Source organism: Gluconobacter sp. Dm-74 (assembly GCF_018256135.1).
In the GTDB taxonomy this organism is placed as follows: Bacteria; Pseudomonadota; Alphaproteobacteria; order Acetobacterales; family Acetobacteraceae; genus Gluconobacter; species Gluconobacter cadivus.
Genome location: NZ_JAERLX010000001.1, coordinates 541948 through 565782, shown reverse-complemented (window position 1 = coordinate 565782; position 23835 = coordinate 541948). Strand labels below are relative to the sequence as shown.

Sequence of the window (23835 nt, the reverse complement as noted above, 5' to 3'; positions counted from 1 at the left end):
TCGCGTTTGGAGTACGAAACCCACATCGCGAAAGAGCTCATCATGACCATCAAAAAGACAGCTTCGGCACACTGGACCGGCGGTCTCAAGGACGGCAAAGGCACGATTTCCACCCAGAGCGGCGCTCTGTATGACCAGCCTTACGGCTTCAACACCCGCTTTGAAGACAAGCCCGGCACGAACCCCGAGGAACTGCTCGGTGCGGCCCATGCCGGGTGTTTCACGATGGCGCTGTCCATGATGCTCGAACAGGCTGGATTCAAAGCCGAATCACTCGAAACGAAGGCGACCATCTCGCTGGACAAGTCCGGCGAAGGCTTTGCCATCACCCAGTCTCATCTCACGTTGCGCGGCAAGGTTCCGGGCGCGTCCGAAACCCAGTTTCTCGACATTGCGAACAAAGCCAAGGCGGGTTGCCCGTTGTCGCAGGTCATCAAGGCGAACATCACGCTGGATGCCACCCTCGAACACTAAAACGTCGTGTGCTGGCTGGGGTCTAGCGGCCCCAGCCACATTGCGCATGATCGCGCAGCAGATGGTCGGCCAGTACGCAGGCCATCATCGCTTCCGCCACGGGAACGGCGCGGATCCCGATACAGGGATCATGCCGGCCCTTGGTCATCACTTCGACAGACTCGCCATCGCGCGTGATGCTGGGAACGGGTGTGAGGATCGAACTGGTCGGCTTGATCGCAAAACGCGCCACGATGGGCTGCCCTGTGGAAATGCCGCCCAGAATGCCACCTGCATGGTTGGATGCGAACTGCGGCCCGGGCGAAATCGGATCGGCGTTCTGTTCGCCACGCAGGGCGGCCACGGCAAAACCATCCCCGATCTCGACGCCCTTCACGCCATTAATCCCCATCATGGCACCCGCAAGATCGGCATCCAGCTTGCCATAAACCGGCGCACCGAGTCCGGAGGGTAGACCTTCCGCCACGACTTCGACAGTCGCCCCAATCGACGATCCATCCTTGCGGACGGAGTCGAGCAAAGCCTCCCACGAGCCCACGGAACCCGCATCGGGACACCAGAGCGGATTGCGCTCCACCTCATCCCAGTCCCAGCGGGATGGATCGATGGTCTGACCACCAATGCCGGTCAGGGCCGCGCGGATCTTTACACCCTCCCCCACGAGTGTTTTCAGCAACACGCGCGCCACGGCCCCTGCGGCAACCCGCATGGCCGTCTCGCGCGCCGAGGAGCGGCCGCCCCCGCGATAATCGCGGATACCGTATTTCATGTCATAGGCAATGTCGGCATGACCGGGGCGATAGCGGGTTGCGATATCGCCGTAATCCTTCGACCGCTGATCGGTATTTTCGATCATCAGCGAAATGGGGGTGCCGGTCGTCTGGCCTTCAAACACGCCCGACAGGATGCGGACCTGATCCGCCTCTCGGCGCTGCGTGGTAAAGCGGGACTGCCCTGGACGACGGCGGTCGAGCCAGGGCTGGATGTCCTCTTCGGACAGCTTCAGGCGGGGCGGACAGCCATCAATGACGCAGCCGATGGCTGGTCCGTGACTCTCACCCCAGGTGGTGACGCGAAAGAGCTTCCCGAAGCTGTTGTCCGACATGTCAGGTCCCGGAGCCAACCGCTGCGATATCCGGAGCATCCGGGTTCTTCATGCCGACCGTATGGTAGCCGCAATCCACATGATGGATCTCGCCCGTCACGCCGCTGGACAGGTCGGAGAGCAGGTACATGCCCGAACCGCCGACATCCTTGAGCGTCACATTGCGCTCCATCGGAGCGTTGAGCTGGTTCCAGCGCAGGATATAGCGGAAATCGCTGATCCCGTTGGCGGCCAGCGTCATGATCGGACCGGCGGAGATGCCGTTGACGCGGATATCGTCGCGGCCCAGATCGGCGGCCATGTAGCGCACGGAGGCTTCCAGAGCCGCCTTGGCCACACCCATCACGTTATAGTGCGGCATAACGCGCTCGGCACCCAGATAGGTCATGCTCAGGAACGAGCCACCCGGATTCATCATCGCGGACGCACGACGGGCGACGGTCACGAAGGAATAACAGGAGATGTCCATGGCCTGCAGGAAGGCATCACGCGGCGTGTCGATATAGCGGCCACGGAGATACTGCTTGTCCGCAAAAGCAATGGCGTGGAGCACGAAGTCGATCTTGCCCCAGACCTTCTCGATCTCGTCGAACGTGGTGTTGATGGCGTCGTCATCGCTGACGTCACAGGAAATGACGAGTTCGGACCCGACACTCTCGGCCAGCGGACGGACGCGCTTGCCCAGCGCCTCGCCCTGATAGGTGAAAGCCAGTTCGGCACCCTGTGCCGCGCAGGCACTGGCGATGGCCCAGGCAATCGAGTTCTTGTTGGCGACGCCCATGATCACACCGCGCTTGCCCTTCATGAGGGTTCCGGTCACGGGTGCCGGGATATTGTCTTCCGTTTCAGACATGGTGATTTCCTGAATCGCGTTGGCGTATTGAGGGTGGTGGTTGCACAAGCGCCCGTTACAGACAAGACTTTGCGACGATTGCCCGGTTTTTTGCCTTCTGACAGGACATTAAGGCATCACTCCGGCGCGACGACGGTTCCTGAGCGTTTTCAGGAAACGAGCATTCTTTCAGTCATTCAGATGTCGCCGTCGGATATTGGAGCCATGGGTTTTTCCGACAACAGGAATGCGCCTGACGCAACCCTGCTGCGTTACCATCCGCAAACGCTACTCCAATAAGCCGCGCGATAGCTGCAACGCGTCAGTCGCGTTATGATTACAGATCAAGCGGTCCTGCACCGCTCCGTCATGCCGATCCCAAGGAGCACCCGATGTCCGACCTCCCCCTGATTGATCTGAAGGCCGATCCCTTCGCCCTGTTCGCAGCCTGGATGTCGGACGCGGAGGCCGCCGAACCAAACGATCCCAACGCCATGGCCGTCGCCACCTCAACGCCTGACGGACATCCGTCCGTTCGGATGCTGCTGCTGAAGGGCGTGGATGAGCGGGGGTTTGTTTTCTACACCAATCTGGACAGCCGCAAGGGCGGCGAACTGCGCGCCAATCCGCACGCCGCCCTGCTGTTTCACTGGAAATCTGTCCGCCGTCAGGTCCGGATCGAGGGGCCCGTCGAAGTCGTTACTGCAGCCGAAGCCGATGCCTATTTCGCTAGCCGCTCCCGTATGTCGCGCCTCGGCGCCATTGCTTCCGACCAGTCCCGCCCGCTCGACGAGCGCAGCACATTCGAGGAGCGACTGAAGGCCGCGGACGAAAAATATGGAGACGGCCCGATCCCCCGTCCCACCAACTGGTCCGGTTTCCGCGTTCTGCCCGAGGCTATCGAATTCTGGCAGGACCGTCCCTATCGCCTGCATGATCGCGCTGTGTGGACGCGTGATGGAAACCAATGGAACGTCACACGACTTTATCCGTAAATACATCATAACGACGTCACAAAATTACGGCCGGGGAGCCTTCACCCATGCTTATCGACATCAAGAACATCCTTCTCCCCCTGAACGGCACCTATGAGCTGGACGCCGTCATGTCGGTCGCGCTGGATTTCGCGCGCCGGTTCGACGCTCATCTGTCCGCAGTCGTGGTCGGATCGGACCCGTCCGAAGTCGCGACACTGGCCGGTGAAGGTATCTCGGCGGGGATGGTCAATGAAATGATCGACACCGCCATCACCGAAGCGCAGCACCGGGCCATCAAGATCCGCAGGGCTTTCGACGCTTTCGTCCATGAACATGGCATCCGTCGTATCGAGCCCTCGAAAATCGGCTCTTCGGCCGGAGAAGGCGTCAGCGCAAGCCTCGACGTCCTCAACGGAACCGAGCACGACTCCCTGACATGGCGCTCCCGTCTGGCCGATATGACGCTGGTCCCGAATCTTGCCAAGGATGGGGACCCGCGCGCTTCCGAAACGCTGCACGCCATCCTGTTCGACAGCGGACGCCCTCTGCTGATCGCGCCGCCGTCTCCGCCAAAATCGGTCGGCAGACGGATTGCCATTGCCTGGAACGGAACGCCCGAAGCCTCGCTGGCCCTGCGCTGCATCCTGCCCTGGGCCCACAAGGCCGAAGCGGTGCAGGTTCTGACCTGCCAGGATTATCAGCGCCGCGGTCCGGGGGCAGACGAGGTCGTGACCTATCTGCGGATGCACGGCATTTCCGCCACATCCCGCGAGTTTGAGGCCGTCAACAGGGACATTGGTATGGGCCTGCTGAACGCTGCCACGGAGTTCAATGCCGACATGCTCGGCATGGGGGCCTATTCCCATTCCCGCCTGCGGCAAATGATTCTGGGCGGCGTCACCCGTCATATTCTGGAGCACGCCCAAATCACGGTTCTCATGAGCCGCTGAACACACCTGTTGCCGCTTTCTGCCTGCTGACCTGAAGGAACCGTCCCATGTCCCTGCCCCGCCTCTTCTGCGCCACCTGCCTGACCCTCACGCTGGCAGGCACCGCGCTGGCTCCCGCATCGGCCATGGACACGCACGCCCCACCTCAGGCTGTTGGCTTTACCCTTCAGGAACCGCAGGCACGCCTCAAATTGCGCCTCGTTCCCGGCACCACGCTCGCGACGGGCTATCGCAGCCCGTTCTATGAGCAGAATGCTGCGACTGGCGCCATTACCCTGCGGACGGATGCGCTTCAGCCGTCCATCCGCGGCCAAACGGCCCCCGCGACCGTGCTGCGCGAGGGGACGGCATGGTATTTCCAGCAGACTCCGGCGGACATGACCGCCACCCTGCACATCGACACATGGCCCAGCAATCAGCGCGTCATTATCGGCCAGATCCAGAGCGCGCAGGGACCGGTCGTACAACTGATCGCGGACGGCAAGCGTTCGCAGGTTATTGCCGTCATTCATAATGGTACCGAAACGCGCCGCGTCGTTGCCGGGACGATCTATCCTGACCGGAGCATCAGCTACGGTCTCTCTTCCCGACCCAATGGAACGCTGCTTGTCGTCGTGAATGGCACCCGCAATGTATTCGCCATGCCAGCCGCAGCGACAGCTCCTGCCATGTGGTTCGAGGCTGTTGCCGGGCAGACCGGCTGGCACATGCCCTGCCACAGCGTCTCAGCGCGCGTGACGTTCACATCCCTTGAGATGAATCATCCGACAGCCTGATGGTCCTGCCTGTCGAAATGCCCGGTCTTTGCCCCCTGTAACGTCGCGTGCTACCCGACGCGACATGACCCTGCCTCCACGCTTGCTCCGCCTGTGGCTGGGACTCTGCCTACGCTCCACGCGCTGGCAGGTCAGCGGCTCCCCCCGTGCGGTCGAAACACTACTCACGCCCCAAAACGGGGCTGTGGTTGCTTTCTGGCACCGCTCCCTGACGCTCAGTCCCGCACTCTGGTTCTGGGCCCGTTCGCAGGAGCCACGGCTGCAATTACGGGTACTGATTTCCCGCAATCCGGATGGCATGCTGATCGCCGATGTTGTCCGGCCATGGGGTATTATTGGTATCCACGGCTCCTCCAGTAAGAACGGCAGGAACAAAGGCGGCGCTGCAGTTTTACGGACCGCCCTGAAAGAACTGCACAGTGGTGCGATCGTGGGCATCACTCCCGACGGCCCACGCGGACCAGCCGAACACGTCCAGCCCGGTGCCGTGGCCTTATCGCGCCTTGCCGGATGCGCAGTGGTGCCGGTCGGCATGGCATGCACAAGTCTGCGTCTGCCCTCGTGGGACGGACTCGCCTTCCCGCTCCCCTTCGGACGCGGCGCGCTCATTCTGGGCGAACCCCTGTTCCAACCGGGAGCCTCTGACCTCCAGAACGCACTGAATACGCTTTCAGGGCGAGCAGAGAGCATTCAGCGGCATCACCAATCTGGCGTGAGCGAGCATCTGTGGCGTCTGACGGGAACCCTGTTTGCTCCGGCCCTGACCGTCATGCTCCGCATCCGGTTGCAGAAGGGTCGTGAACTCCCCGATCGTCTGCGTGAACGCATGGGGCTGGGCAACACCCGGCGCCCCGCAGGCCGGATTCTCTGGCTTCATGCCGCCAGTGTTGGCGAAACCCTCTGCGCCCTGCCTCTGGCCGAGGCCCTGCTCGACGCCCGACCGGAGCTGACACTTCTTTTTACGACAGCAACCGTTACAGGGAGCGAAATCGTCGCGCGCCACCCGCTTTTCGGGAAGCGCATCATCCATCGCTTCATTCCACATGACGTACCCCGCTGGCTGAGGCGCTTCCTCAACCTCTGGCAACCCGAAGGCGCGGTTTTCGTTGAAAGCGAGCTTTGGCCGGGCATCATTGCGGCCTGTTCGGACCGGGACATTCCCGTCATGCTCGTCAACGGACGCCTGTCGGACCGCTCCTCCCAACGCTGGGGCCGTCTGCGTGCCCCTGCACGGCGCATGATGGGACGTCTCTCTTGGGTAGCAGCCCGCGGCCCTGAAGATGCAGCGCGATTTCGCGCACTTGGAGCCGCTCCGGTCTACGAAGACGGCGATCTCAAACAGGATGCCCCGCCCCTTCCTTATGACGAAGCGGAATATAACCGTCTGAAGGCCCTGTTTGGGGAACGTCCGATATTCGTTGCCGCATCCACCCATCCGGGTGAGGAGGACCTCGTCCTTCAAGCCGCCGAAAGCGCCCGCACCCTTCAACCCGATCTTCTGACCATCCTTGTCCCGCGCCATCCCGCTCGTGGCGCGGAACTGGCAGAGCGTTTCCAGCTCCCCCGCCGCTCTGCCGGCGAGGAACCGACGCCACAAACCCCAGTCTGGCTGGCCGACACACTCGGCGAGCTAGGCCTGTTCTACAGACTGGCGGACCGCTGTTTTCTGGGAAATTCCCTGACCGGAAAAGGCGGCGGCCATAATCCGTTCGAACCGCTGCGTCTGGGAACTCCAACGGCAACCGGCCCGAAAATGGAGAACTGGCGGGAGGCAATGGTCACCATTTCTGATACCATCCAGATCGTGAACGATGTGGAGTGTCTGACACGATGGCTCAAATCCCCTCTCCCGCCCGTCAGGACCACGGGATTGCAGCGCTCGGTCGTGAGCGTCCTGCGAGACCGTATCCTCAGAACGGTTGAACGATGAGAGGTCGCCCACCCCGTTTCTGGCTGCATCCGAGGCGCAGTCTCACCGCCCGCCTTCTCAGGCCATTCTCTCTCGTCGCCACGACCCTTACCCGCCGCCGCCTCAGGCGGCCCACATTTCATGCTCCCATTCCGGTTCTGTGCTGCGGCAACATTACCACAGGCGGGACGGGCAAGACTCCTCTCGCTCTCGACCTCGTGCAGCGCCTCAAAGACCGGGGCCACCATCCTCATATCCTCAGCCGGGGCCACGGTGGACGTGAGCGCGGCCCCATCGACGTCAATCCCGGACGCAGCACCGCCCGCGACGTAGGCGACGAACCGCTCCTCCTCGCACAGTCCGCGCCGACATGGATTGGCGCCAACCGGGCTGAAACTGCGCGTCTCGCCATTGGTCAGGGGGCAGACTGCCTCGTCATGGATGACGGCTTCCAGAATCCGACGCTGCACAAGACCGTCTCCATTCTGGTGGTGGACGGCATAACGGGTTTCGGCAACGGATGCGTCCTCCCCGCAGGTCCGCTCCGCGAACCCCTCCCGGATGCGCTCTCCCGCGCACAGGCTGTCGTCGTCATCGGAGACGACAGACACAACCTGCTCCCGACATTTCCGCGTCATCTCCTGACCGCACAGGCCAGACTGGTTCCCGGCCCTGAAATCCGAACCCTTCAGGGACGGCGGATCGTGGCGTTCGCAGGAATCGGGCGCCCAGAAAAATTTTTCGACATGCTACGGGACGCCGGTGTCACACCCATCCGCGCACTCCCGTTCCCCGATCATCATGTCTACACACCCCGCGATATTCAGCGCCTCGAAACCCTCAGCCGGGAATCGGGCACCACACTGGTCACGACCGCGAAGGATGCCGTGAAACTGCCCTTTCCATTCCGCACACAGGTGAAGATCATAAACGTCGAATTGCTCTGGGCTGATCCGAAAGCGCCCGAACGCCTTCTCGATCTGCTGTTCAGCACTCCATGACGTCTTTTCTATACCGCGCGGAAACCTGGCTGATCCGTGGACTTCTGACCGTGATCCGCGCCCTTCCCGCAGCCGCAGCCTCGAATCTTGGAGGGGGTGTAGCCCGGACCATCGGCCCAGCACTGCCGGTCTCGAAAATAGCGGACCGGAACCTGCAACTCGCCATGCCCGAACTCGACGCTCTCGCCCGACGACGTATCGTGCGCGACTGTTGGGACAATCTGGGGCGGACGGTCGGCGAGTTCCCTCATATCGGTCACCTGAAACACAACACACCCTCCGGTGCGGGATGGAGCGTCGAGGGCACGGAACATCTTGAAGCCGCAAAGGCTTCAGGCCGGCCGGTCATTTTCTTTTCCGGCCATATCGGGAACTGGGAACTCATGCCGCCGGTGGTTGCGCGTTACGGTATGCCATTCGCCTCCTTCTATCGGGCGGCCAGCAACCCGGGCGTCGACGGTCTGATCCACAGCCTTCGTCAGGAGGCCATGGGACAGGATGTGCCAATGTTCCCCAAAGGGGCCAAAGGCGCACGCTCAGCCCTGAAACACCTGTCCAAAGGCGGTCATCTGGGGGTTCTGGGCGATCAGAAAATGAACGACGGAATCGAAGCCCGCCTTTTCGGACGCCCCGCCATGACAGCGTCCGCCGCAGCAGTCTTCGCGCTGCGGCATGACGCTCTGATTGTCACCGGTCATGTGCGCCGTGACGGCCCAGCGAGACTCGTGCTTGTGGTTGATCCACCCTTTTCGCCTGAAAAAACGGATGACCGCGCAAAAGACGTCCTCGCCCTGACGCAGCTGTTTAACGACCGTCTTGAATTCTGGATCCGTGAAATCCCGGGCTCCTGGCTCTGGCTGCATCGTCGCTGGGACAAATCCCTGTACCGGAATATGGCAACACCCTGTTGAGCTATGCGTTTACAGCATGGCAGATTTGCCACAGTAGGGATGGTTTGTGTCGCAAAACCTTCTTCAGACGTTATTAAAGATTGTGAAACGTGCCCTCTAAACCCTAGCCTGAATTCATCACCACAGCCCGGGTGCCCTGCCCGGCTTTTTGATGAGGACTTCCTGATGGCGCAGGTGGCTCACCTTCACGACCTTTCTCACAGCCGCAGCACGAGCAATATCGTGCCTCTGCGACAGGGCCTGCTGCCGCGTCATCGCGAATATCTGCTGCGCTGGCTTGAAGCGGGACAGCGTATGGGCGTTTTCGATGCAGAAATCGCAGATGCTTCCCACGACATCATCAATGTAGACGGAAGCGCACCTGTCGATCATGTTCTGGTCTGGGTCCGTGAAAATCCCGATCCCGCTTACATGCTGCGGCCACAGGGTATGCGCTGGGTGCTGATCGATCAGATCCGCGATCATGAACTGGGCAGCTATGCCAGCTTCGAGCTCGCCCTGCATGTGATCCGCCCGGTTCTGCCGCTCGCCGAGACCTGCGCCGCCTGAACCTGCACCAGGGCTTTCTCGATCAGACATAAAAAAAGCGCGCCGTTCAAAGAACGGACGCGCTTTTTTTTGAAAAAATACAGTCTTAGCTTGGGCGAATCGCCACATCCCGGGAAGCCGGAACCACGATGCGCGCACCACCACCACGCTGGATCTGATAAATCGCCAGCGCCCGCGTTACATGTCCGTCCGGCCGCAGGCGGAAGAGGCCATCCACACCCATATAACCATCCGGGCGCGTCAAAGCTTCGACCGTCACACCGCCCTGCCGGATCAGACTGCCAGCCAGAGCCGCCGCGTCATACGCAAAATCGCTGACGGGCGACGGTGCCTGTTTGTAAAGGGCCCGATACTGCGCGACATAGCCTAACCGGTCATGAGCGTCCGGGGCTGCATACCAGGCGCCATGCAGCGCGCCGAGCTTGCCATCAAAGGCCTTCCACAGCGCGGGCCCCATGATCTGGACCTGCGACGAATCGATATGATCGGCCTGAAGCGCGGTGATGACTCGTCCAAGCTCCAGCCCCGTATCAGCCAGCACCAGAGCATCGAATGGCGGCGGCGGGATCGGCGCGGGTTGCGCCGCAGGCGTGGGGGCCGGAGACGGAGTCCCCGCTGGAGCAGCAGCGTCCGGAGTGGCCTCACCTGTCGGGTCAATTGCGGATGGGCCAGACGGCGTCTCCGCAACCACTGGCGCAGCGGGCTGACGCGTTTCGATGGCAGACAGCGCTTTCAAGCCGTCATCGATGTTCTGGGCATCCATCGTATGGAAGACGATCTGCGGATCCTTCAACCCGGCATCCCGGCAGGCCCGGGCCAACCCGTCTCCCATGGCGTGTCCGAAAGCATTGTCCGGCAGGAAAGCCGCGAAAGTCTTGCGACCCGTCGCCCGCGCGGCATCGACCATCCGGCGCACCTGCTGCTCCGGCGTCAGTCCCATCACCCAGACGCCCGGACGGGCCTGCGTGGAGTCGCTGGTGAAGGCAAGCTCTGGTTTGCCCGCATTGATCGCGAGCGGTGCAGCGGCGGCAGTTTCGGTAGCGGTCAGAGGGCCCAGCAGAATGGCGTCACCCCGCGCAAGCGCATCGCGCACGGCCTGTTCCGTCCCGCCCGGCCCATTGGTGTCATGAACGTCAAGTGCAGGCGCCCCCTTGGCGGAAAGGGCCAGTTTCGCTGCATCGCGCATCCGCGTGCCGTAAGACGCATTGCGTCCCGTCAGCGGCAGAATCAGCCCGACATCATGGGCTCCCGGCCCTTCGGAAACGCCCGGAATACCGCCCACACCCGGCACAGAAGACGATCCGCCACCCGAGCAGGCAGCAAGGGTCAGGAATGTTCCCGCGGCAAGGCCGGTGCTTACACCCTTGCGCAGACGGCTCAAGGGGCGACAATACGCCCCTGAGTTTGTCACCGAGGATGCAGATGTCCGAAAAGTCATGTTCCGCTGAAACTCCCTTGAGCGATGCGACTGAAACGTTACCGGCCGCCCCCCTGCCGGCGCAGGGCCAGGCCGAAGGTGGATGTCTGATATTGGTTGCAACGCCAATCGGCAACCTGGCCGATATCAGCGAACGCGCAATCGAGGCCCTGAACACCGTGGATGCGATCCTCTGCGAGGACACGCGCGTCACGGCAAAACTCCTTCTTTCGCGCAATATTGCCACACCGACCCGAACACTGCACGACCATAACGAACAGGACCGCACTCCGTTCCTGATCGAAAAACTGCAGGAAGGTGCCCGCTATGCCGTCGTCTCTGACGCGGGTACGCCGCTGGTATCCGATCCGGGATACCGGCTGGTCCGCGCCGCCATCGCGGCCGGAATACACGTCACGGCCATTCCCGGTCCGAACGCCGTCATCACGGCCCTGACGCTTTCGGGCCTGCCGCCCCTGCCCTTCATGTTTCTGGGCTTTCCGGCCCCACGCAGCGAAGCCCGCAAGAGCGGATTCTCCGCCCTGCGCGCCGCAGAACAGGCGGGTCTGCACTCAACGCTGATCTGGTATGAAGCGCCGCACCGGCTGGTCGAGAGCCTTGAAGACCTGATTGACGTGTTCGGCCCTGAGCGCGAAGCGGCAGTCGGACGCGAGCTCACCAAGCGGTTCGAGGAAATGGTGCGCGGCACGCTTACGGAGGTTTTGGAACATTTTCGCATGACGGCACCACGCGGCGAAATTACGCTGCTGATCGGCCCGTCCGACGAAGACGACAGTGGCGCGGCCGATCTGGACACGCATTTGCGCGAGGCTCTTGCCACCCATTCCGTCAAGGACGCGGCGGCTCTGGTGGCGGGCATCGTCAAACTGCCCAAACGCACGGTCTATGCCCGCGCGCTGGAGCTTTCACGCGAACTGAAAAACTGAAAGCTCAGTCCGCTTTCGGCAGTACGAACAGCGATTGTGGCACATCTCCGCCAAGATGCACATCGGACAGCGCAATCGTGGTCGTGCGCCCCTGCGCGTCCACGACGCTCCAGCCTTCCAGTGCCAGAGGCGCATCGGAGAATACGAGCGTCAGACTGCCCTCACCAGCACTCTGCGTCCGGACAAGCTGAATCCTGATCTGCCCGTCCCGATGCTCGAATCCTGTTACAGTCACATCGCCTGAAAGCTTGAACTCAGGCCGTAGCAACAGTCCCAGCGGCGTACGGTCGAGCGGAAGGGTCGTGACCTGATCGACGCTGCGGTCCTGAAACACCACGCGACCGTCATTAGCGACCAGCAGGAGCGGACTCGGCTTGTCATAATCGAAACGCATCCGACCCGGCCGGTCGAGCGTCGCCGTCCCCGTTGTCACGCTGCCATCCGCAGCGGTCTGACGGAAATGCGCCTGAAGCGTCGTCACCTTTCCGAGCGTGTCTTCAATGCGGGACACCCACCCCTGATCCGCGGGACGAAGCTGCACGGAAGCCGTCTGTGCAAAAGCACTACAAGACAGGGAGACAGGAAACAGCGCCGCCAGAACAGCCGCGCGGAAAAAGGAACGGTTCATCATGTCTCAGGAACTGCCAATCAGCACGCCGGTTGCAAAAACGAGAGCCCCGCCAAGGAAAACCTGCACCATGGCCGAACCGAACGGTGTGTCCTGATAGCGCCAGCGTACCCAGGAAATGAGCAGAAGCTCAATCGCCACCGCAACGAGCGCCACGCCAAAGGCCACGCGGAAATCCGGCACCAGAAATGGCAGCGTATGGCCGATGCCACCGCCAAACGTCATGGCGCCACAGATCAACCCACGCAAAAGCGGTGCCCCACGTCCGGACAGCTTGCCGTCATCAGCCAGTCCTTCCGCCAGCCCCATGGAAATCCCGGCCCCCAGCGAGGCCGCAAGCCCAACCAGAAAAGCAGCATGGGGACTGTGCGTCGCGAACGCCGCTGCAAAAACAGGCGCCAGCGTCGAGACGGAGCCGTCCATAAGCCCGACCAGACCCGGCTGGACGATCCGCAGCACGAAATCGCGGCGGCTGTGCTCGTCCTCGCGGTCACGACTGTTATCGTTCAGATGCTCGTCTTCCAGACGGCGTGCTTCGCGCTGGTGACGGTCTTCTTCTGTTGCCAGGTCGCCCAGCAGTTTGCGGATTTCCGCATCCTGCGTCTGTCCGGCGGCCTGACGGTAAAACCGTGCCGCCTGCCGCTCCATTTCGGCAGCCTGCGCCCGGATGGCCTCAATTCCGCGATTCTGCATCTGCCATGCAGATTTACGGGAGGGAAACCCCTGCACGTCCTGCCGACGAACCAGCGGAATATGATTGCCGAAGCGCCGGACGAACAGGTCGATCAGCGCCCGGCGGTGATGGTTTTCCTCTTCCGCCATATCCTGAAAGATGGCGGCGCTGTCGGGATAATCTTCCGCCAGCATCTGGCCGAAATCCGCGTAAATATGACCATCCTCCTCCTCGCTGGCGATGGCCAGCGCAAGGATTTCGCGTTCGGTCAGCTCGGAAAGTTTTGTCACGTAGGCAGCAGGTCCCGTCTCATAAAATCAGATGGCGGCTTCGGTAAAGAGCGGCTTCACGCTCTGCCCCCACGCACCATTATACAGATCCAGCCAGTGCTGTGCCTGATTCGGACCACCATCGGCAATCAGATGCAGCGGATCGAGATAGCTGGCCTCGTTGCGCACGCGGGCCCGCAGGCCCTGCTCCGCAAGCTGGACCACACGCTTGGCCAATGGCTTCAGTCCACCCGGGAACGCAGCATCCAACCCAAGACGCGGCACTTCGGCGCGGAGCTGCTGGTAGGCGCTCCAAGGCTGCTCACGCACCAGCTTTTCAACAGCTTCCAGCGTTGCCGGGTCGTAGAGCAGACCAACCCACAGGGCCGACTGCGCCACCATCATATCCAGTTTCCCAGCATCCGCGCCACGCATTTCAAGGAACTGCTTGAGGCGCACATCCGGGAAAACCGTCGTCAGATGGTCTTCAAAATCGCCAACCGTCGGTGTCAGGCCTTTCAGTGGCTCCTGAATGTCTCCGGCAAGCCAGCGACGGAACGAGCAGCCTGCCACGTCGATGTTCTTTCCCTCGCGCGAGACGAAATACATCGGCACGTCGAGCGCCCAGTCCACATACTGCTCGAAGCCGAACCCGTCCTCGAAGAACACCGAAGGCTGGCCCGAACGCTGGTTGTCCGTATCGGTCCAGATCCGTGCACGGTTGGACAGCAGACCATTGGCCTTGCCCTCGACGAACGGAGAATTCGCAAACAGCGCGGTGGCCAGCGGCTGAAGGGCCAGAGAGACGCGCATCTTGCGCGCCATGTCGGCTTCGTCGCTGAAATCGAGATTAACCTGAACGGTGCAGGTCCGCGTCATCATATCGAGACCAAGCGTGCCGACTTTCGGCATGTAGTTGCGCATGATCGCATAGCGGCTCTTGGGCATCCACGGCATCTCATCACGCGACCAGAGCGGCTGAAAACCGAATGGCAGGAAACCCAGCCCCAGTTCCGCAGCCGGACCACGGACCTGATCGTAATGCTCCTGCATCTCCGCTTCGGTTTCCTGAAGCGACACGACCGGCGCACCCGAAAGCTCGAACTGTCCGGCCGGTTCAAGCGAAATTGCGCGTCCGGCCTGTGCGTTCTGCCCCTTCAGCCCGATCAGGTTTTCGCCGTCCATGATGGGGGCCCAATCCGGGCCCTGAAGCTTTTCCAACAAGGCTCCGATTCCGCGCGGCGCGTAAGGCGGCGGAGAAAGAGGCTCGCGTCCATCAGCATCCTGAGGAAGGATGAAACCGAATTTTTCATGTTCGGTCCCGATCTTCCATTCCGATTTCGGTTTGCAACCCCTTGCGATCGCCTCGACGAGCTGCGCCCGGCTTTCGATCGACGCAGCATTGGACGTTCCGGGATTGGACATGGCGTTTGGCCTCGGTCTGAATTCGTTGTTCGATAATGATTGAACTGTAGCAGGTCCGACGGTTCTGTCACCCTCAGGCAGCGCCCTCGGCTCCCGCCGCCAGACGGGCCAGCCCCGCACAGACCGCGGTCTCTGCCCGCAGCACAAGCGGCCCCAGACTGAGCGCATGAACGGCACCATGCCGCCTGAGCATCTCCACTTCGGTTCCCGAAAAACCGCCCTCCGGCCCAATCAGCAGAGCGGCGGCGCGTACGCTCGCACGCTCGCCGGGCCGACGCTCCAGCGCGGCAAAGAGCGGGCGATCCTCCGGCCACTCCGCCAGCACCACACGCAGCGACTCAGGGGGCTGGATGTCAGGAACATCCAGCCGTTCACACTGCTCCGCCGCTTCCGTCGCAATCACCGCCAGACGCTCCAAATTGAGGCGATGTGTATTGGTGCGCTCCGTCACAACGGGCCGGAAGCGTGTCACTCCGAGTTCCGTGCCCATACGGATCACAAGCTCGGTCGCATCCCGCTTGAGCGGCGCAAACAGCAGCTCCACGCCCTGTGTCGGCATGGGGTCCCGTTCACGATGTTGCAGCAGAACGTTTCCACGATCCTTCTTCAGAGCCGCAATCTCGGCACTCCACTCCCCGTCACGCTCGTTGAACACCCGCACAAGGCTTCCCACGCCCTGACGCATAACGTTGCCCAGATAATGCGCCTGCCCCGGTGGAAGTTGCACGGTCTGGCCTTCCACGAAAGCTGTTTCAGACGCGGGAACATAAAGACGGGGATCGGATCGGCTCATCCTTTTCCGATAGCGCGCCTGAGCCATTGACGGAAGCACGTCCACACAGCATCACATCTTCCCATGAGCCAGACCCGCGCCCATACCGACATCGATCTGAGCGGCCGTATTGCCCGCCTCCCCGAGCCGTGGCGTTCCTATGCGCTACTCGCCCGTCTCGACCGCCCGGTTGGGACATGGCTTCTGCTCCTGCCCGGCGTGTGGGGCCTGTTCCTTGCCCCCGGTGCCTCTCTCCAGATGCGGTTGATCGACACGGCGCTGTTTGCGTTCGGTTCGCTCGTCATGCGCTCGGCCGGATGTGTCGTGAACGACATCTGGGACCGCGACATCGACGCAAAAGTCGCCCGGACCGCAGGGCGCCCCCTCGCCAGCGGAGCGCTATCGCTGAAACAGGGGCTGCTGCTTCTGGCGGTGCTGCTGCTGATGGGATTCGGCGTTCTGGTCTGCCTGCCGCCTGTCTGCTGGGCCCTCGCCCCGCTCGCGCTCCTGCTCGTTGCGCTCTACCCGGCGGCCAAGCGCGTCACCTGGTGGCCGCAGCTCGTTATGGGATTCACTTTCGGATTCGGTGCCCCCATGGGATACGCCGCAGCGGCCGGGACGCTCGATGGCAACGGGCTGCTGCTCTATGGCGCCGTCATTCTGTGGCAGCTCGGATTCGATACGATCTACGGCTTTCAGGACATGGACGACGACGCCCGGATCGGTGTGCGCTCCACCTCGCGCCTGATGGAGAAAAACGCGCGCTCCTTCATCGGCACCTGTTACAGCCTCATGATTCTGGCTCTGGCGCTCGTCGGTATCCATGCACATCTGCACTGGATTTTTTGGCCGTTCCTCGCCATCGCAACAGCCATGCTGCTCCAGCAGGTCCGGGTGCTGAACCCGTATGATGCTCCGGCGTGTCTGAAGGAATTTCGCCGTAACGTGCCTATCGGGTTCGTGCTAGCCGCAGGCTTCGTCGCGGCAAGAGTATTTGGATGATCACCACCTTAGGCGATCCCGTCAGCTTTATCCGCGACAATACATGCGTTGAACAAGCCCCGCTGGTTCCTGAGATTTCCCTGCATCTGGCCACGGAAATCACCCCGATCTGGCAGGCCAGCGAGACCTATCTCGAACAGATCGGCATAGAACCGCCTTTCTGGGCCTTCGCCTGGCCGGGAAGCCAGCTCATCGCCCGCTTCATCCTCGACAATCCCGAGCTTGTGCGCGGACGTCGCGTTCTGGATGTGGCCTGCGGATGCGGACTGGCTGCCATCGCCGCGTCCCTATCCGGCGCGGCGTCCGTTCAGGCCAACGACATCGACTTCATGGCGCTTGAAGCAACGTCCCTCAATGCGGGACTGAACCGCGCGACGGTCACTCCGATTCCGGGCGATTTGATCGGCACGGTCCCGGACTGTGACCTTCTGGTCATCGGGGACGTCTGTTACAACGAAGCCATGGCCTCACGGATTATTCCGTGGCTTCTGGAATGTTCGAAAACCTGCGAAGTCTGGCTCTGCGATCCGGGTCGGCATTATGCGCCATCAATGCCGCTTGAAGTGCTGGTCCGGCAGTCCGTCTCCGTCACGCAGGAACTGGAAAGCGTGGAGCAACGCGCGACCACACTCTTCAGGCTGCGAGATACTTCCGCCCCAGACTGAGGATTGATCCCGTCAGCGCCACGGTCATGGCCGCCCCGAGGCAAATAAAGGCCGGATGGGGAAAGATCGTGAACAGTGCCGCCACGAGGAGCGCCCCCGTCGTCTGTCCTGCCAGTCGTGCAACAGACAACATACCGCTTGCCCCGCCCTCCCGTCCGGGAGGGGCCGTCACCATGATGGCGCGGTTGTTGGGCGGCTGAAACAGTCCAAAGCCACATCCGGCAAAAAGCGTCCGCCAGGCGATATCCCAATTGCCTGCATCCGTCGGCAGGAACCAGAGCAGGCAGAAACCGCTCGCCGTAATGAACAGACCGATTGACGACAAAACCGACGCTGGGAAACGGTCGGCCAGACGGCTGACTACAAAAGACATCGTCGCCACACCCACCGCCCACGGCGCGATCAGAAGACCGATCGTTCCCGCCCCGCGATGGAATGCCGTAGCCAGCGTGAAAGGCATCGCTACGATGTAAAGATTGGATGCCACGAATCCCAGAAACCCAACCAGACAGGCCAGCAGAAACGGACGGCGCGCCAGAAGATCGACCGGCACGATCGGTTCAAGTCGTTCACGCTGGTAATGCAACAACATCGCCCAGCACAACACACCTGCAGCCGTGACTGCGGCACCGGACACGAAATCGGCATGCATCAGCCCATCCAGCCCCACGCCGGTCAGGGCGAAAGACGCCACCGTCAGGAGCGAGCCGACCACGTCGGTTGGAATATCGCTGCGTGGAGTCTGGGGAAGCGCAGCATGTGCCAGCGCCAGAGCGGCCAGAGCCAGTGGCAGATTGATCCAGAAAATCCAGGGCCACGTCGCAACAGACAGGATCAGAGACCCCAGAGTGGGTCCGAGCGCCACGCCGATACCGACGAACAATCCGTTCAGCGCAATCCCGCGCCCCAGTTCATTATGCGGATAGATGAAGCGAACGAGCGCAATGTTCACGCTCATGATGCAGGCCCCGCCCACGCCCTGTAAGGCGCGCGCCAGCGTCAATTCCAGCAGATTTTGCGAAAGCGCGCAGGCCACGGACGCGATCAGGAACAGGAAAATCCCGAACTGGCTCAGCCGTCCGAACCCCACGCGCGCGCCCAGAGAAGCCAGCGGCAACAGACAGGACAGATTCGCAAGCTGATAGGCATTCACGACCCAGATGGCCCGCGACGATGACGCATGCAGATCCACCGCAATCAGCGGCAGAGCGACATTGGCGATCGCATAATCCAGAACCGACAGAAGAAGTGCCAGAAGAACAGCCGACATCGCCTTGACCCGCTGCGCCCCATAGAGCCCCGCATGGCGTTTGGAGTCGTATTCTTCGTGTTGTTGCTCGTCTTCCGTCGTGGTCGTCATGGTATCAGCGCCCCAGATCACGCAGGCGCATGCCTGCAAAAAGGTTGGCCTCCAGCTTTTCGAGCGAGACGCCTTTCGTTTCGGGAACGAACAATACGGTCACAACGATGAAAAGACCATTGAAGAGGGCAAACATCAGGAACGTCACCGACGCCCCCATCATGGCCATGCCGAGCGGAAACACGTTGGAGATGGCCCAGTTTGCGGCCCAGTTCGTCACGGTCGAGCAGCCAATCCCGAAATCCCGTCCCCGCGTTGGCTGCACTTCAGAACACAGCGTCCAGACCAGTGGCCCTTCGCCAATGGCAAACCCGGCGACGAACAGAAGCACAAACCCGCAGAGCAGAAGCTGGGATTCAAAACTGTTCGCTCCGACAGCCAGCAGTGTTCCAACGCCAGCCAGAGAAAAGGCAGCAATCGCGCAACTGAGGATCAGCAGCGGCCGCCGCCCCCAGCGATCGACACAGGCGATCGCAACACCCGTCAATGCCATGTTCGTCAACCCAACAAGGGTTGTCGCCCAGATGGCTGCGTTCGTTCCAAAATGCGCGGCCTGAAACACGCGCGGCGCATAATACAGGAGCGCGTTGATGCCCGAGAGCTGCTGCATGATCTGAAGCAACATGCCCAGAAAAACCGTCCGCCGGAAATTGGGGTTGCTTTTGAAAAGCCCGATCCCCGCGTCGCTACTTTTCTGGAGCCGCGACTGAATATCGACCAGTTCCTCTTCCGCCACTTCCTCATCGGATCGCAGGCTCTGCAAAACCCGGCGTGCGTGCTCCGTTTCCCCCCGCATCATCAGCCAGCGCGGGCTGTGCGGCAGGATCAGAACAATCACAAGAAAGAAACTGGCCGGGACCGCCATGATACCCAGCATCCAACGCCAGTGCCCTCCCGAAGCCAGCACGCTGTCCGAGACGAAAGCCAGAAAAATCCCGAGAGAGACCATGAGTTGGTAAAACGAAATCATGGCTCCGCGAACGGATTCAACCGTGATTTCGGAAATATAAAGCGGGGCTGCAAATGCCGCGACACCGACCGCAAGCCCCAGAAAAATCCGGCCTACGATCATGATCGCAGCGCCCGGAGCAAGAGCGCAAAGCAGTGTGCCGATCAGAAACAGGATTGCGGCCCCGAGCATCGCGCCCGTTCGCCCGAACCGAACCGAAATCCGACCAGCAAATAGCGACCCAACCGCAGCCCCTGCCATCATAGAGGATACGATCCAGCCTTGCAGAACGTCGCCCGCATGAAAATCGGTTGCAATGAAAGGAAGGGCGCCCGCGACAACGCCGGTATCAAGACCGAACATCAGTCCCGCTAACGCTGCCAGAATACCAAGGGTTGTCGCCCGTGCGGTGCTGCGGGTCTGTCCTGTCGACAGACCTTCGCTGGAAGACGCAGCAATCCCAACCATACCCTTAGTCACCCCAAACATATCCCCTCATACCGGCGAGGGGAACAGAACCGAATGTTCCGAAATCGGAAACAGACGGTCCTGTATTTAATGATCAATCAGGGGTGTGGTCTATATCGAAACCAACAGAAAATCACTTTTCCGCGTAAGGATTTTTCGTTCCGCGCAATTGTACACGCACCGGAACGCCCGGCATGTGGAACGTTTCACGCAGGCCATTGACCAGATAACGCTTGTAGGAATCGGGAAGCTGTTCCGCACGCGTGCCAAACAGAAGGAATGTCGGAGGGCGTGCCTTGACCTGCGTCATATAACGCAATTTGAGGCGACGACCGTCCACCAGAGGCGGCTGATGGCGCTCCAGAGCATCTTCAAACCAGCGGTTCAGTTCACCGGTCGAGATGCGCGAGTTCCAGATCTCGTAAACCTCCCGCACCGCAGGAAGGAGACGATGCACACCCGCTCCCGTGAGTGCGGAGAACGTCACGACCGGAATGCCTCTGACCTGCGCAAGAGAAATTTCCAGACGGTCCAGAATCGCTTTTTTCGTCGCGTTCCGATCCTCGACTGCATCCCACTTGTTCAGCGCGATGACACAGGCGCGGCCTTCGCGCTCGATCAGACGACCAATCTGGAGATCCTGCTCATGCACGCCGAGCGTCGCATCGATCACCAGCACGACCACTTCCGCCATTTTCAGGGCTTCGATGGAGGCCGAAACGGACATCCGCTCCAGATGCTCCTCGACGCGGGCACGCTTGCGCATTCCGGCCGTATCGACGAGTCGGATCTCGCCCTGATCGTCATGAAGCGTGACTGCAATGGAATCGCGCGTCAGCCCGGCTTCAGGACCGGTAATCATCCGCTCTTCGCCAAGCAGACAATTCAGAAGCGTGGATTTTCCAGCATTGGGCCGTCCGATAATCGCCAGACGCAGCGGACCCGCCGGGCGTTCCTCTTCTTCACCCTCGGCATCAACCTTCGGCGCTTCCCGACGGCGCTGTTTTTCAGCCGGAGGCAGACGCTCGGCAATCTCACCCATCAGATCGGCAATGCCTTCGCCGTGCTCTGCTGACAGTGCCAGCGGGGTGCCAAGACCAAGGGAATAGGCTTCAAGTGCCGCATTCGTCCCTGCCTGTCCTTCCGCCTTGTTGGCGATCAGCAGGACAGGCCGGTTCTGACGACGCAGCCAGCTTGCAAAATGTGCGTCCGCAGGCGTAATGCCAGAGCGTGCATCAATGCAGAACAGTACCAGATCCGCCATCGCAACAGCAGATTCTGACGAAGCGCGCATGCGCCCATACAGCGTATCGGGTGCTGCTTCTTCTAGCCCGGCCGTATCGATCAGTCGCACACGCCGACCGCGCAGAAGGGCTTCGCCTTCTTTACGATCGCGCGTAACGCCCGGCATGTCGGAAACAATCGCCTGACGGCGGCCGACAAGCCGGTTGAACAGAGTGGATTTCCCGACATTCGGGCGCCCGGCAATAACGACAACGGGCAGGTTCTCAGAGGTCATTCGTTCAGCCATAGGCCCGCAGAACGGCATCCTGCGACAGAGCCAGCACATGACCGTCACAGACGATCGGCTGAACCTGACACGGGGCAACGGTCTTGCGGGTCAGTTCAAGTTTCCCGGTCACGGCGTTCACAACCGCCATGCCTTCTTTCGGAAAGGTGGAGAAGCAGACCAGCTTGCCATTCACCAGAAGCGGTCCCACCCAGGCGATGGCGTCCTTTTCCGCATCCACGCGGACAAAGCGACGAAGCTGCGTGATCCAGCGGACATGCCCGGACAGACGATCCAGACAGGCGATCTGCTGATCCGTGGACAGCACATACATCCAGTCTCCACAGATCGCCAGAGGACTCTGCCCGCTGACCTCACGTTCCCACAGGCGGCGGCCCGAACGCATGTCGATTGCCACCAGCACGCGGGACATGGACACGGCATAGGCCGTGCCGTCCTTGATGACCGGCGCGCCCCGGATGCAGGAGAAATCCAGCATGGCGCCCATGCCGTTGGTGCCGCCCAGACTGTCGCTCCAGACCATCTCGCCTGAAGCCGCACGCAGAGCAACCAGATCGCCGCTGCCAAAGCCCGCGAGAATAACGCCATCCACAAAAGCCGGGGCGGACTGGCCGAAAATGACCGTATCGGACGGCGTTGCCTGATACGCCCAGACCTGATGGCCCGTATTCGCATTCAGCGCGATGAGACGCTCGTCAATGGTTCCGAAAACCATCAGGCCTTCTGCAATCGTGGGAGCGGAACGACCCGGCGTTCCCGTGCTCACACGCCATTTCACCTTGCCTGTCAGCGCCTCGACCGCAAGAGCCTGCGCCACGCCGTCCACGATGTAGAGCGTGTCTCCGTCAAGCGCGAGGCCACCGCCGATATTGGTGGAACGGCTTGCCGAAGATGCGGGCTGGCGCGTCCAGACAAGGCGGCGGCCCGGCCATGTCCAGGCCTTCACCACGCCCTGCGCGTCCGTCGTGTAAAGATGGCCGTTTCCAATCACCGGAGGAGACTGGATCGCGCCACGGTTGGTCGGCATGATGGCGATCATGGACAGGAAACTGGATGGGTCGGTCGGCGCACCGATGGTCTGACTCCAGGCCAGATCCGGGCCATTCCAGGCCGCATTCACCGCGACATGGGACGGACGACCGCCTTCCTGAAGCCATTCCCGAACCGGCTGCACCGGCCCCAGATTGATCGGCGTATGATCGTCACGATCGACCGTAAGCCCTGCCCCCGTGGACAGCACATCCACGCGATGCCCGGCCAGAGGTGGCTTCTTGTCGTCTTCAAACAGGCTGCATCCGCCAAGAACTGCGAGCGCACTGCCTGAGCAGGCCGTCCGAAGCAGAGCCCTGCGGTTCACGGAGAGAGAAGAGCGGGAAAGAACAGGACGGCGCATCAACCGGCGTCTCCAAATGTCTCAAGCAGGGCCTGCGCACGCGCACGCACCCCTTCGGTCGCGTTTGCACTGCTAACGATCTGGGTCAGGATACGCCGGGCTTCCTTCTGCTGATCGGCCGTCGCGCCGGATCGCAGATCCAGCGCCACAAGACCTTCCTGAGCGAGAGGCGCCCATGCTCCACCACCCTGCGCCAGAGCTTCATAGCCCGAACGGATCGCCTTCGGGTCAGCAGGAGAGGCAGTCTGGGCGTTCAGGCCCATATAGCGCGCCATGTCCCGCAGAGACGGTTCGGCTGAGGAATCATCCGCAACGCTTTTCCATGACCGGAGAGCCGCAGCGTCCTGATGTGCCTGAACCTGAAGGTCGGCCAGACGCAGCGCAGCATAGGAGCGTGCACCCGCTGGGCCGTGCTCCGCCAGATCCTGCAAGGTTGCGGTGGCTTTACTGAGGGCCGCAGCGTCCCGCTTCGGATCAGACAGAGCGGCCATGGCTGTGAAATAGCGTGCCGATGCTGCCTTTTGTGCGACATGGCGCGCATGGCTGTTCCAGCCCCACACCCCCCCCCCGATGGCACCAACGAGCACAACGACGCCAGCTACGGCACCAATCCGCCGTGCCATGGCCCGCAACCGCTGCGCCTGCATTTCTTCGTCAATCTGCGTGATGAAATCGTCTGCCACCTGGTCCCCTGCTGGATCGGTCTTCAAACTGTTTGCACGACCATACAGGTGCCGAACCGTCGCGGCAAACGCTTCACACGCCCGGATAGATATTCGCGTAGCGCGCAGTACTGAAAAACCGGTTTTCGTCAGAAAATCCGACCGACATTCAGACTTCCTTAACGCGGCC

Annotated in this window: 23 protein-coding genes; 11 read left to right on the top strand and 12 right to left on the bottom strand. The window is 61.5% G+C overall.

Features of this window, described 5'->3' with window-relative positions; genetic code table 11:
* Positions 1-42: 42 nt before the first annotated feature.
* Positions 43-474, top strand: coding sequence for an OsmC family protein (locus tag JK208_RS02635; RefSeq protein WP_211574216.1), 432 nt, complete (start codon positions 43-45; stop codon positions 472-474).
* Between the two features lie 22 nt (positions 475-496).
* Here JK208_RS02635 and aroC read toward each other — a convergent pair whose 3' ends face one another.
* Both aroC and fabI read right to left on the bottom strand, forming a co-directional pair.
* The gene (aroC, locus tag JK208_RS02630; protein WP_194261443.1) at positions 497-1579 is read right to left on the bottom strand and encodes a chorismate synthase; all 1083 of its coding nucleotides are present in this window, start codon (positions 1577-1579) and stop codon (positions 497-499) included.
* A 1-nt stretch (position 1580) separates the two neighbouring features.
* Positions 1581-2432 carry an enoyl-ACP reductase FabI gene (gene fabI, locus JK208_RS02625; RefSeq protein ID WP_211574215.1) on the bottom strand — a complete coding sequence of 284 codons (852 nt, stop codon included), beginning with the start codon at positions 2430-2432 and terminating at the stop codon, positions 1581-1583.
* 371 nt (positions 2433-2803) lie between these two features.
* Here fabI and pdxH point away from each other — a divergent pair, with 371 nt between their 5' ends.
* From pdxH to JK208_RS02590, 7 genes are all read left to right on the top strand, one after another.
* Positions 2804-3406 (top strand): pyridoxamine 5'-phosphate oxidase, encoded by a 603-nt coding sequence (gene pdxH, locus JK208_RS02620; RefSeq protein WP_211574214.1) that lies wholly within the window; start codon positions 2804-2806, stop codon positions 3404-3406.
* A 47-nt stretch (positions 3407-3453) separates the two neighbouring features.
* Positions 3454-4338 carry a universal stress protein gene (locus tag JK208_RS02615; protein ID WP_194261445.1) on the top strand — a complete coding sequence of 295 codons (885 nt, stop codon included), beginning with the start codon at positions 3454-3456 and terminating at the stop codon, positions 4336-4338.
* Positions 4339-4385: 47 nt separating this feature from the next.
* On the top strand, positions 4386-5114 hold the full coding sequence (locus JK208_RS02610) for a polysaccharide lyase family 7 protein (protein WP_211574213.1): 729 nt from the start codon (positions 4386-4388) through the stop codon (positions 5112-5114).
* A gap of 64 nt (positions 5115-5178) precedes the next feature.
* Positions 5179-7044, top strand: a complete 1866-nt coding sequence (locus tag JK208_RS02605; RefSeq protein ID WP_211574212.1) for a glycosyltransferase N-terminal domain-containing protein — start codon at positions 5179-5181, stop codon at positions 7042-7044.
* Positions 7041-8024: a tetraacyldisaccharide 4'-kinase gene (gene lpxK / locus JK208_RS02600; protein ID WP_211574211.1), complete on the top strand. Its 984-nt coding sequence runs from the start codon at positions 7041-7043 to the stop codon at positions 8022-8024. Before JK208_RS02605 ends, lpxK begins: the two co-directional genes overlap by 4 nt.
* Positions 8021-8935 carry a lysophospholipid acyltransferase family protein gene (locus tag JK208_RS02595; protein WP_211574210.1) on the top strand — a complete coding sequence of 305 codons (915 nt, stop codon included), beginning with the start codon at positions 8021-8023 and terminating at the stop codon, positions 8933-8935. The genes lpxK and JK208_RS02595 overlap by 4 nt, the downstream gene beginning before the upstream one ends.
* Before the next feature lie 165 nt (positions 8936-9100).
* Positions 9101-9484: a hypothetical protein gene (locus tag JK208_RS02590; protein WP_194261450.1), complete on the top strand. Its 384-nt coding sequence runs from the start codon at positions 9101-9103 to the stop codon at positions 9482-9484.
* An 85-nt stretch (positions 9485-9569) separates the two neighbouring features.
* On the opposite strand, the gene JK208_RS02585 is transcribed toward JK208_RS02590, so the two are convergent.
* Positions 9570-10865, bottom strand: coding sequence for a penicillin-binding protein activator (locus tag JK208_RS02585; RefSeq protein WP_211574209.1), 1296 nt, complete (start codon positions 10863-10865; stop codon positions 9570-9572).
* A gap of 149 nt (positions 10866-11014) precedes the next feature.
* Between JK208_RS02585 and rsmI the strand changes: the two genes are divergently transcribed.
* Positions 11015-11848, top strand: coding sequence for a 16S rRNA (cytidine(1402)-2'-O)-methyltransferase (gene rsmI, locus JK208_RS02580; RefSeq protein WP_211574336.1), 834 nt, complete (start codon positions 11015-11017; stop codon positions 11846-11848).
* Between the two features lie 4 nt (positions 11849-11852).
* On the opposite strand, the gene JK208_RS02575 is transcribed toward rsmI, so the two are convergent.
* The 4 genes from JK208_RS02575 to JK208_RS02560 all read right to left on the bottom strand — a co-directional run bounded on the left by JK208_RS02575 (position 11853) and on the right by JK208_RS02560 (position 15663).
* The gene (locus JK208_RS02575; RefSeq protein WP_211574208.1) at positions 11853-12479 is read right to left on the bottom strand and encodes an outer membrane lipoprotein carrier protein LolA; all 627 of its coding nucleotides are present in this window, start codon (positions 12477-12479) and stop codon (positions 11853-11855) included.
* A 3-nt stretch (positions 12480-12482) separates the two neighbouring features.
* Positions 12483-13439: an iron exporter MbfA gene (gene mbfA / locus JK208_RS02570; protein WP_211574207.1), complete on the bottom strand. Its 957-nt coding sequence runs from the start codon at positions 13437-13439 to the stop codon at positions 12483-12485.
* A 27-nt stretch (positions 13440-13466) separates the two neighbouring features.
* Positions 13467-14843 carry a glutamate--cysteine ligase gene (locus tag JK208_RS02565; RefSeq protein ID WP_211574206.1) on the bottom strand — a complete coding sequence of 459 codons (1377 nt, stop codon included), beginning with the start codon at positions 14841-14843 and terminating at the stop codon, positions 13467-13469.
* A 73-nt stretch (positions 14844-14916) separates the two neighbouring features.
* On the bottom strand, positions 14917-15663 hold the full coding sequence (locus tag JK208_RS02560; RefSeq protein WP_211574205.1) for a 16S rRNA (uracil(1498)-N(3))-methyltransferase: 747 nt from the start codon (positions 15661-15663) through the stop codon (positions 14917-14919).
* A 36-nt stretch (positions 15664-15699) separates the two neighbouring features.
* On the opposite strand from JK208_RS02560, the gene ubiA reads away from it, so the two are divergent.
* Positions 15700-16617, top strand: a complete 918-nt coding sequence (gene ubiA / locus JK208_RS02555; protein ID WP_211574204.1) for a 4-hydroxybenzoate octaprenyltransferase — start codon at positions 15700-15702, stop codon at positions 16615-16617.
* Positions 16614-17282 (top strand): methyltransferase, encoded by a 669-nt coding sequence (locus JK208_RS02550; protein WP_211574203.1) that lies wholly within the window; start codon positions 16614-16616, stop codon positions 17280-17282. Before ubiA ends, JK208_RS02550 begins: the two co-directional genes overlap by 4 nt.
* On the opposite strand, the gene JK208_RS02545 is transcribed toward JK208_RS02550, so the two are convergent.
* The 5 genes from JK208_RS02545 to JK208_RS02525 form a co-directional block, all read right to left on the bottom strand.
* A complete protein-coding gene (locus JK208_RS02545; protein ID WP_194261457.1) occupies positions 17251-18642 on the bottom strand; it encodes an MFS transporter in 1392 nt (463 codons plus the stop codon). The two genes, JK208_RS02550 and JK208_RS02545, sit on opposite strands and share 32 nt — an antisense overlap.
* 4 nt (positions 18643-18646) lie before the next feature.
* A complete protein-coding gene (locus JK208_RS02540) occupies positions 18647-20059 on the bottom strand; it encodes a sugar porter family MFS transporter (RefSeq protein ID WP_211574335.1) in 1413 nt (470 codons plus the stop codon).
* A gap of 133 nt (positions 20060-20192) precedes the next feature.
* Complete coding sequence (gene der, locus JK208_RS02535) at positions 20193-21578, bottom strand: ribosome biogenesis GTPase Der (RefSeq protein WP_099285537.1); 1386 nt, start codon at positions 21576-21578, stop codon at positions 20193-20195.
* Between the two features lie 4 nt (positions 21579-21582).
* On the bottom strand, positions 21583-22983 hold the full coding sequence (locus JK208_RS02530) for a PQQ-binding-like beta-propeller repeat protein (RefSeq protein WP_211574202.1): 1401 nt from the start codon (positions 22981-22983) through the stop codon (positions 21583-21585).
* Positions 22983-23666 carry a tetratricopeptide repeat protein gene (locus tag JK208_RS02525; RefSeq protein ID WP_349291954.1) on the bottom strand — a complete coding sequence of 228 codons (684 nt, stop codon included), beginning with the start codon at positions 23664-23666 and terminating at the stop codon, positions 22983-22985. Before JK208_RS02525 ends, JK208_RS02530 begins: the two co-directional genes overlap by 1 nt.
* Positions 23667-23835 lie beyond the last annotated feature (169 nt).

What these genes read in the sequence shown, in the direction of transcription:
- JK208_RS02595 (WP_211574210.1), top strand. Translation starts at nt 8,021, where the DNA reads ATGACGTCTTTTCTATACCGCGCGGAAACCTGGCTGATCCGTGGACTT.
- JK208_RS02615 (WP_194261445.1), top strand. Translation starts at nt 3,454, where the DNA reads ATGCTTATCGACATCAAGAACATCCTTCTCCCCCTGAACGGCACCTAT.
- ubiA (WP_211574204.1), top strand. Translation starts at nt 15,700, where the DNA reads ATGAGCCAGACCCGCGCCCATACCGACATCGATCTGAGCGGCCGTATT.
- JK208_RS02610 (WP_211574213.1), top strand. Translation starts at nt 4,386, where the DNA reads ATGTCCCTGCCCCGCCTCTTCTGCGCCACCTGCCTGACCCTCACGCTG.
- JK208_RS02635 (WP_211574216.1), top strand. Translation starts at nt 43, where the DNA reads ATGACCATCAAAAAGACAGCTTCGGCACACTGGACCGGCGGTCTCAAG.
- JK208_RS02605 (WP_211574212.1), top strand. Translation starts at nt 5,179, where the DNA reads ATGACCCTGCCTCCACGCTTGCTCCGCCTGTGGCTGGGACTCTGCCTA.
- lpxK (WP_211574211.1), top strand. Translation starts at nt 7,041, where the DNA reads ATGAGAGGTCGCCCACCCCGTTTCTGGCTGCATCCGAGGCGCAGTCTC.
- der (WP_099285537.1), bottom strand. Translation starts at nt 21,578, where the DNA reads ATGACCTCTGAGAACCTGCCCGTTGTCGTTATTGCCGGGCGCCCGAAT.
- JK208_RS02565 (WP_211574206.1), bottom strand. Translation starts at nt 14,843, where the DNA reads ATGTCCAATCCCGGAACGTCCAATGCTGCGTCGATCGAAAGCCGGGCG.
- JK208_RS02590 (WP_194261450.1), top strand. Translation starts at nt 9,101, where the DNA reads ATGGCGCAGGTGGCTCACCTTCACGACCTTTCTCACAGCCGCAGCACG.
- pdxH (WP_211574214.1), top strand. Translation starts at nt 2,804, where the DNA reads ATGTCCGACCTCCCCCTGATTGATCTGAAGGCCGATCCCTTCGCCCTG.
- fabI (WP_211574215.1), bottom strand. Translation starts at nt 2,432, where the DNA reads ATGTCTGAAACGGAAGACAATATCCCGGCACCCGTGACCGGAACCCTC.
- JK208_RS02545 (WP_194261457.1), bottom strand. Translation starts at nt 18,642, where the DNA reads ATGACGACCACGACGGAAGACGAGCAACAACACGAAGAATACGACTCC.
- JK208_RS02530 (WP_211574202.1), bottom strand. Translation starts at nt 22,983, where the DNA reads ATGCGCCGTCCTGTTCTTTCCCGCTCTTCTCTCTCCGTGAACCGCAGG.
- JK208_RS02575 (WP_211574208.1), bottom strand. Translation starts at nt 12,479, where the DNA reads ATGATGAACCGTTCCTTTTTCCGCGCGGCTGTTCTGGCGGCGCTGTTT.
- aroC (WP_194261443.1), bottom strand. Translation starts at nt 1,579, where the DNA reads ATGTCGGACAACAGCTTCGGGAAGCTCTTTCGCGTCACCACCTGGGGT.
- JK208_RS02540 (WP_211574335.1), bottom strand. Translation starts at nt 20,059, where the DNA reads ATGGTTGGGATTGCTGCGTCTTCCAGCGAAGGTCTGTCGACAGGACAG.
- JK208_RS02560 (WP_211574205.1), bottom strand. Translation starts at nt 15,663, where the DNA reads ATGGCTCAGGCGCGCTATCGGAAAAGGATGAGCCGATCCGATCCCCGT.
- JK208_RS02550 (WP_211574203.1), top strand. Translation starts at nt 16,614, where the DNA reads ATGATCACCACCTTAGGCGATCCCGTCAGCTTTATCCGCGACAATACA.